Source organism: Kitasatospora sp. NPDC048194, assembly GCF_043202455.1.
GTDB lineage: Bacteria > Actinomycetota > Actinomycetes > Streptomycetales > Streptomycetaceae > Kitasatospora.
In genome coordinates this window covers 69,772-76,921 of sequence record NZ_JBIDAK010000036.1, presented here as the reverse complement: position 1 = coordinate 76,921, position 7,150 = coordinate 69,772, and the positions used below count along the sequence as shown (strand labels likewise).

6 protein-coding genes are annotated in these 7,150 nt (G+C 74.4%); 1 reads left to right on the top strand and 5 read right to left on the bottom strand.

The annotated features are described in order from the left end of the window. Positions 1-153 precede the first annotated feature (153 nt). From ACGF07_RS30610 to ACGF07_RS30590, 5 genes are all read right to left on the bottom strand, one after another. Complete coding sequence (locus ACGF07_RS30610; RefSeq protein ID WP_392904000.1) at positions 154-450, bottom strand: hypothetical protein; 297 nt, start codon at positions 448-450, stop codon at positions 154-156. A gap of 369 nt (positions 451-819) precedes the next feature. Then, positions 820-1,851 (bottom strand): LLM class flavin-dependent oxidoreductase, encoded by a 1,032-nt coding sequence (locus ACGF07_RS30605; RefSeq protein ID WP_392903998.1) that lies wholly within the window; start codon positions 1,849-1,851, stop codon positions 820-822. A 250-nt stretch (positions 1,852-2,101) separates the two neighbouring features. Beyond that, positions 2,102-2,491 carry an SCO5389 family protein gene (locus tag ACGF07_RS30600; RefSeq protein ID WP_392903996.1) on the bottom strand — a complete coding sequence of 130 codons (390 nt, stop codon included), beginning with the start codon at positions 2,489-2,491 and terminating at the stop codon, positions 2,102-2,104. Between the two features lie 102 nt (positions 2,492-2,593). Then, positions 2,594-4,138 (bottom strand): MFS transporter, encoded by a 1,545-nt coding sequence (locus tag ACGF07_RS30595; protein WP_392903993.1) that lies wholly within the window; start codon positions 4,136-4,138, stop codon positions 2,594-2,596. Between the two features lie 250 nt (positions 4,139-4,388). Further along, positions 4,389-5,660, bottom strand: coding sequence for an APC family permease (locus ACGF07_RS30590; RefSeq protein ID WP_392903990.1), 1,272 nt, complete (start codon positions 5,658-5,660; stop codon positions 4,389-4,391). Between the two features lie 201 nt (positions 5,661-5,861). On the opposite strand from ACGF07_RS30590, the gene ACGF07_RS30585 reads away from it, so the two are divergent. Continuing rightward, entirely contained in the window at positions 5,862-6,992 is a 1,131-nt protein-coding gene (locus ACGF07_RS30585; protein ID WP_392903987.1) for a hypothetical protein, read from the top strand. Positions 6,993-7,150: the final 158 nt, after the last annotated feature.

Genomic DNA, 7,150 nt, shown 5'->3' with positions numbered 1-7,150 from the left:
CTCTTCGGTCGTCACAACCCGAATGCTGGACACCCTCCCTGCATGCCCGGAGCAGAACCGGCAAACCCAGCCGACTTCGGAACTACTCGTCTAGCGGCAGCGCCGCGGCCGCCCCGGGGGCCGGGCGGCTGGTCCCGGCCCGGCGGGCCGCGTTCACCGCCGGCCGGAGCGCGGTCCCGAGTGACGGTCGGGACGGTGGTCCGACCGGGCCGGCCACCGCGCCCGCGGTCCTCGGCCGAGCAGGCTGCCGGTGGCGCGCTGGAGGACGGATTCGGCGGTCGCGCACTGCTCGTCCGTGAGGTTGCCGAGGATGTCGGCGCGCACCCGGTCCGTGTGCTCCTTCGCCGCCGCCAGGCCCTGACGGCCCTGTTCCGCGAGGGCCGGCCGGCCGTCCGCGCCGGTGGCGCGCCGGCTCCGGTGGACGAGGGCGTCGGCGGAGTGGGCGATCACCTTCGAGTCCGGTGCCGTCGGGCACGGCACGGAGCTCCGCCCTGGCGCGGCCGGGCGCGGCGCGCGGGCGATGTCGTCGAGCGCCCACTACGGGGGCCGGGTGGTGTCGATGCGTGCCAGGGTGGCCTGCGAGTGCCGCAGGACCGCATCGGTGGCGCGCCACTCGACCACGGCGATGGGCCGCCGGTCGTGCTCCGTGGTGTCGGTCCGCGCCGTGTTGCCGGTCGTCCTGGTCGTGGCGCCAGGACGCCAGGTGCGGTCGAGGTCGAGTCCGGCTCGGGGCGAGGGGGTCGCGCCGGCCGGCGGCCGGCCTCCCCGGCCGGCGCCCCGACGGGCGAGCCGTGCCGCCGACGCTTGCCGGTCGGCTGCTCAATCGCGCCCGGGGGCCCAGCCGAGAGCGGGAGCGAGCCGGGTGGCGAGGTCGGTGAGGATCTGCACGTAGTCCTCGTGCTCGAAGGTGAACGGCAGCGCGAACGCGACCTCGTCCACCTCGCGGTACCCGGCGTGGGCGTGCAGCCGCTCGGCGAGCTCCTCGGAGGGGCCGACCAGGTCGGGTGCGAAGAGCAGCCGGTTCGGCCCCTGCGGGGCTAGGGTGCGCGGTGTGCGGGCGCGGGCGTAGGCCTCGTACTTGGCGCGCTGCCCGGCGGTCGCGCTGTCGGTGGGGATGACCACCAGTCCCTGGGAGACCCGGGCCCGCTCGCCGGCGGGGTGCAGGGCGCGGAAGGCGCGGATCTGCCCGGCCTGGATCGTGGCGAAGTCCGGTGCCTCGTCGGCCGGCTCGGGCTTGACCACGCTGCTGGTGAGCAGGTTGAGCCCGTGCTCGCCCGCCCAACGCGCCGAGCGGAGGCCGGCCGCGCCGTACCAGAGCCGGTCGGCCAGGCCGGGGGAGTGGGGCTGGACCCGGCGCGAGTACTCCTCGATGCCCTCGGTCCCCTCGAAGTCCGAGGCGGCCTCACCGCGGACCAGCGCGAGCAGGCGCTCGGCGCGGCGGTGGCTGAAGTCCTCGTCCGCGCCGGTGTCGGGGTAGAGCGCGCCGCGCACCTGCTCGTAGTGGACGGGCGGGCCGACGCTGAAGCCGGGGTTGAGCCGGCCGCCGGAGAGCACGTCGACGGTGGCCAGGTCCTCGGCGAGCCGGAGCGGGTTCTCCCAGCCGAGCGGGGTGACGGCGGTGCCGAGCTGGATGCGGCTGGTGCGCTGGGTGGCGGCGGCGAGCACGGCGACGGGGGAGGAGATCCCGTACTGGAGGTGGCGGTGGCGCAGCCAGGCGCTGTCGAAGCCGAGCTGCTCGCCGAGGACGATCAGCTCCAGGGTGGATTCGTGGCCGCGGCGCGGGTCGGCCTCGTCGAAGAGCCCGATGGTCAGGAAGCCGAGTTTCCGCAGCGGTCGGGAGGAGGGCGGCATGGTGGCGGCTCCGCGGGGATCTGGCGCCCCGGGAAGGGGCCGGTCGGGGTTGCCCGTCGACCGTACGCGGGCCGCGCAGGCTGCCACAAGATCGGCGCCGGATCCGGACACCGGGCCGCAACGGGCGGCAATGGGCGGCAATGCGGCGCAACGCCGGCCCGTCGGGGCCGAGGCGGCGGCCGGCCACCGGGCGACCCCGCGGCGGGCCCCCGCCGCGTGGGGCGGGGAGCCGCCACCAACCCGTGGGGGCTCAGCAGCTGCGCAGCTCCGGGCTCTGGTTGCGGATCTGGTTGTGCAGCGAGGTGAACTCCCGGTACGCCTGGCTGTCCTCGGCCCCGGGCCGGAACGCGCCGACCCGGTGGCAGTTGACGAAGGCGAGCTTGACGCCGAAGTGGTCCTCCAGGCTGCCCCGGATGGCGTTGCTGGCCAGCGCGCGCAGCAACTGGGCCCGCTGCTCGTCGCTGGGGGTGGTGTTGTCGGTGGTGAACTCGGCGTCACCGGCGGCCAGTTCGGTGCTCAGCCCGGCGACGACCTGGTAGGCGTACGGGAGCGAGCTGCGGACGGTGTCGAGGAAGTCGGCCTGGTCCACGTGGCCGTTGCGGGCCTGGTCGAGGAGGGCGGGGGAGACGTCGAGCGACATGGATGTCCTCTTTCGCGGAGCGCGTGGGCACGCGCTGGGGGATGGCTATCGAAGATGAAAACCATTTGCGGAAAAGGACTCTGCTGGACGCCCGACGCCCTGTCAAGTATCGGCCCCCGAAGGGCTGACGGGTGGCGGTTCGGGCAGCCGCGGTGCCTTGATGACGAACACCGCGATCAACGCCGCGAGCGCCGCGAAGACCAGGCCCAGCTGGAAGGCGCTGGAGATGCCGTGCACCAGTACCTCCGAGGAGTACGGCGCCGGCAGCTTGCCGCTCGCCCTGAACTGGGCGGCCTGCTGCGGGGTGGCGTGCTGGAGGAACGCCCCCACCTGGTTCCGGGCCTCGTTGCGGCTCGCCGTGCCGTACACCGTGACCAGGATCGACAGGCCCAGCGAACCGCCCACCTGCTGGGTGGTGTTGAGCATGCCGGTGGCCGCGCCGGTCTCGTGCGGGGCGACCCGGGAGACGGCGGTGAGCATCACCGGGACGAAGATCGAACCCATGCCGAGGCCGAACAGCAGGGTCGGCCCGAGGATGCCGTCGACGTAGGTGCTGTTGATGTCGATCCGGGACGCCCAGGCGACCCCGGCCAGCACCAGGATCGACCCGGTGACCAGGAACGGCTTCGGGCCCCACCGCACCTGGTTGCGGGCGGCGAACTGGGCGGCGCCGATGATGGCCACGCTGATCGGCAGGAACGCGAAGCCGGCCCGCAAGGGGCTGAAGCCGAGGATCTCCTGCACGAACAGGGTGATGAAGAAGAAGATGCTGAACATCGCCGCGGCCACGCAGAGCATCAACCCGTAGGCCCCGGAGCGGTTGCGCTCGCGCAGGAGGTGGAGCGGCGTGATCGGCTGCCGGGCGTGCCGCTCGTTGAGCACGAAGGCGGCCAGCAGGACCACCGCGAGGCCGAACGCGGTCAGGGTGACGGCGTCGGTCCAGCCGTGTTCGGAGGCGCGGATGAAGCCGTACACCAGCGAGACCATGCCCGCGGTGGAGGTGAACGCGCCGGTCAGGTCGAAGTGTCCCGGGTGGCGGTCCGACTCGTTGATGTAGAGCGGCGCCAGCAGGGCGATGGCGATGCCGATCGGCACGTTGACGAAGAACACCCAACGCCAGGACAGCCAGGAGGTCAGCATGCCGCCGAGCAGCAGCCCGATCGCCCCGCCCGCTCCGGCGACGGCGGAGAACACGCCGAAGGCCCGGTTGCGCTCCGGGCCCTCCTTGAAGTTGGTGGCGATCAGCGCCAGCGCCGTCGGTGAGGCGATCGCGCCGCCGAGGCCTTGCAGGGCGCGGGCGGCCAGCAGCCAGGCGGAGGACTGTGCGACCCCGCCGAGCAGCGAGGCGAGGCCGAAGACCAGCACGCCGACGATGAACACCCGCCGTCGGCCGAGGATGTCGCCCGCCCGTCCGCCGAGCAGCAGCAGCCCGCCGAAGGTGAGGGTGTACGCGTTGATGACCCACGACAGGTCGGTGGTGTTGAACTTCAGCGCCTGCTGGATGTGCGGCAGCGCGATGTTCACGATCGTGATGTCGAGGACGACCATGAGCTGCGTGGCCGCGATGACGGTGAGTGCTATCCCTGGGTGCTGGCCCCGACGTGCGGTCGCGGGCGGAGCCGTGGCCAGGGCACGCGAGGTGGCCATGGCAGGTTCCCCAATGGCTCGGGAGCGAACGATGGGAGGGGGACGGATTCGTTCACCTCCCTCGACAGTAGTGCGGGGAGATAGGGAACACAACCGTTCATTACGGACACGGCGACATCCCGACGGCCGTTGATCGGACCGCGTGCGGCGGACCCCGCCGGACCAGCCGCGATCGACCGCCCCTCCTGCCCCAGCCGCCTCAGCGGGCCCCGCCGCCGCAGCGGCCACAGCCGGCCGCCGCCGCGCGGACTCAGCCGGACCGGCGTGCGAGGGCTCGGCGCACGCCGTAGGCGGCCGCCCCGACCGCGAGCACCACCGCCCCCCACAGCACCGAGGCCGCCGGCAGGGCCAGGGCCAGCACCAGGCAGCCGGCCGCACCGACGACGGGCACCACCCTCGGGGGCCGCCCCTCCGCGGAAGTGAGCGTCCAGGCCGAGGCGTTGGCGACGGCGTAGTAGGCGAGCACGCCGAACGAGGAGAAGCCGATCGCGCCCCGCAGGTCGCCGACGGCCGCGACCGCGGCGACCACCGCGCCGACGGCCAGCTCGGCCCGGTGCGGCACGCCGAAGCGGGGGTGCACGGCGGCCAGACGGTGCGGCAGGTGCCGGTCCCGGGCCATCGCCAGGGTGGTGCGGGAGACACCGAGGATCAGCGCCAGCAGCGAGCCGAGCGCGGCCACGGCCGCACCGACCCGGACGACCGGGGCGAGGCCCGGCGAACCGGCCGCCCGGACGGCGTCCGCCAGCGGCGCCCCGGCGTGGGCCAGCCGCACGGGGCCGAGCACCGCCAGCACGGCCAGCGCGACGGCGGCGTAGACGACCAGCGTGATGCCGAGCGCCAGTGGGATCGCCCGGGGGATCGTGCGCTGCGGATCGCGGACCTCCTCGCCGAGGGTGGCGATCCGGGCGTACCCGGCGAAGGCGAAGAACAGCAGCCCCGCGGCCTGCAGCACCCCGTGGAAGCCCGTGTCCGCGCCGACCGCCCAGCGGCCGGTGTCGACGTCGCCCCCGAACAGGCAGCCGACCACGACCGCGGCGAGCACGGCCAGCACCACGGCGACGATCCCCCGCGTCAGCCAGGCGGCCTTCTGCACGCCGACGTAGTTGACCCCGGTCAGCACGACGACCGTCGCGGCCGCGACGGCGTGCGCCTGCCCGGGCCACACGTAAGAGCCGACGGTGAGGGCCATCGCCGCGCACGAGGCCGTCTTGCCGACCACGAAGCCCCACCCGGCGAGGTACCCCCAGAACTCGCCGAGCCGCTCGCGGCCGTACACGTAGGTGCCGCCGGACTGCGGGTAGCGGGCGGCCAGCCGGGCGGAGGAGGTCGCGTTGCAGTACGCCACCGCGCCGGCCAGGCCCAGACCGACGAGCAGCCCCGAGCCGGCGGCGCCGGCGGCGGGCGCGAGCGCGGCGAAGACGCCCGCGCCGATCATCGACCCCAGTCCGATCACCACCGCGTCGACCACGCCCAGCCGCCGCCGCAGCTCCTGGGGCCCGCTCGTCGGCGCCGACGTGCTCATGGATCCGTACCCTCCGGTGAGTTCCGATGTCGGCGCACCCTACTGGACGCAGGAGACGGCGGACCGAACCGGACCACCGGCCACCCACCACCGCGGGACCCACCACCGGGCACCCACCACCGGCCACCCATCACCGGCCACCCATCACCGGCCGCCCGCGGCCGACTGCGGCCGACCGACGGAACCAACTCGACCGAAATCGTGTGGAAGCCGGTCCGCCGGCGGATGGAGGATGCCGGGACGAACGAGATCCTGCGCGCCGCCGGTGAACTCCTCGGAACCCGGCTCTGCGAACCGGTCGGCCTGGGCGGCAGCTCCCGCACCGCCGTGCTGCGCTGCCGCACGGCCGAGGGGCGAAGCGTCATCGTCAAGGCCTACACGGGTGGCCCGGACGCCCTGCGCGGTTTCACGGCGGAGGCCGCCGGGCTCACGCTCGGCCTGGCCGGCCCGCCGCTCCTCGGAGTGGATCCCGAGGTGCCGCTGCTGGTCCTGGCGGACCTCGGGGACTCGCCCACGCTCGCCGACCTCCTGCTGGGGACCGACCCGAAGGCCGCCGAGGAGGGACTGCTGGCCTGGGCACGCGGGCTCGGCACGCTCGCGGCGCGGTCGGTCGGACGGGATGAGGAACTGGCCGGGCTGTGGGCGCGGTACGACCGGGGAATGCCGACCTGGGCACAGGAGCCGTGGATCGCGAAGGCCGCCGCCGAGTTCCCCCGCGTCCTCGAAGCGGCCGGTATGGCCGCTCCGGTCGGGCTGGACGGGGAGCTCGCCCGGATCGTGACCGCGGTCGGTGCGGAGTACCCGGCGTTCACCCCGGGGGACACCTGCCCGGACAACAACCTGATCACCCCCGAGGGCCTGCGGCTGCTGGACTTCGAAGTGGCCTGCTTCCAGTCGGTGTTCCTCACCGCGGCGTACTGCCGGATGCCGTTCTCCACCTGCTGGTGCGTGTTCGACCTTCCGGGCGGCCTCGCCCGCAGGATCGAGGCGGCGTACCGGGCCGCGGTCGTCCCGGTCTACCCGGCGCTCGCCGAGGACGCCGTGTGGGAGGACGGCATTCGCCGGGCCGTCGCCGTGTGGACGGTCAACGCGACCGTGCGACTGCTGCCCCGCACGGTCGAGGACGGTCCGATGCACCGCACCCGTCGCCCGGTGCCGACCAGGCGGCAGGTGCTCAGGCACCGCTGGGAGACGGCTGCGGCGACGGACGGGTTCCCGGCGTTCGCGGAGACGATGCGGCTGCTGCTGCGCGAGGTCGCGGGCGGATGGGCGGCGGACCCGCTGCCGGGCTACCCGTGCTTCCGGTACGACGGGGCCACCCGCGACAGCTGACGAGGACTCCGGTCCCCGCCCGGCTCCCGCGGCGGGGCCCGAGCCGCCCGTTGCGGCCGCGTCCTCGCGACCAACCCGTCCGGGCGGCCAGGGCGCCGCACCGCCAGCCGCCACACCCCGCCGCAAACGATGCGGAAACGCTGCGGATGGGACCCCGC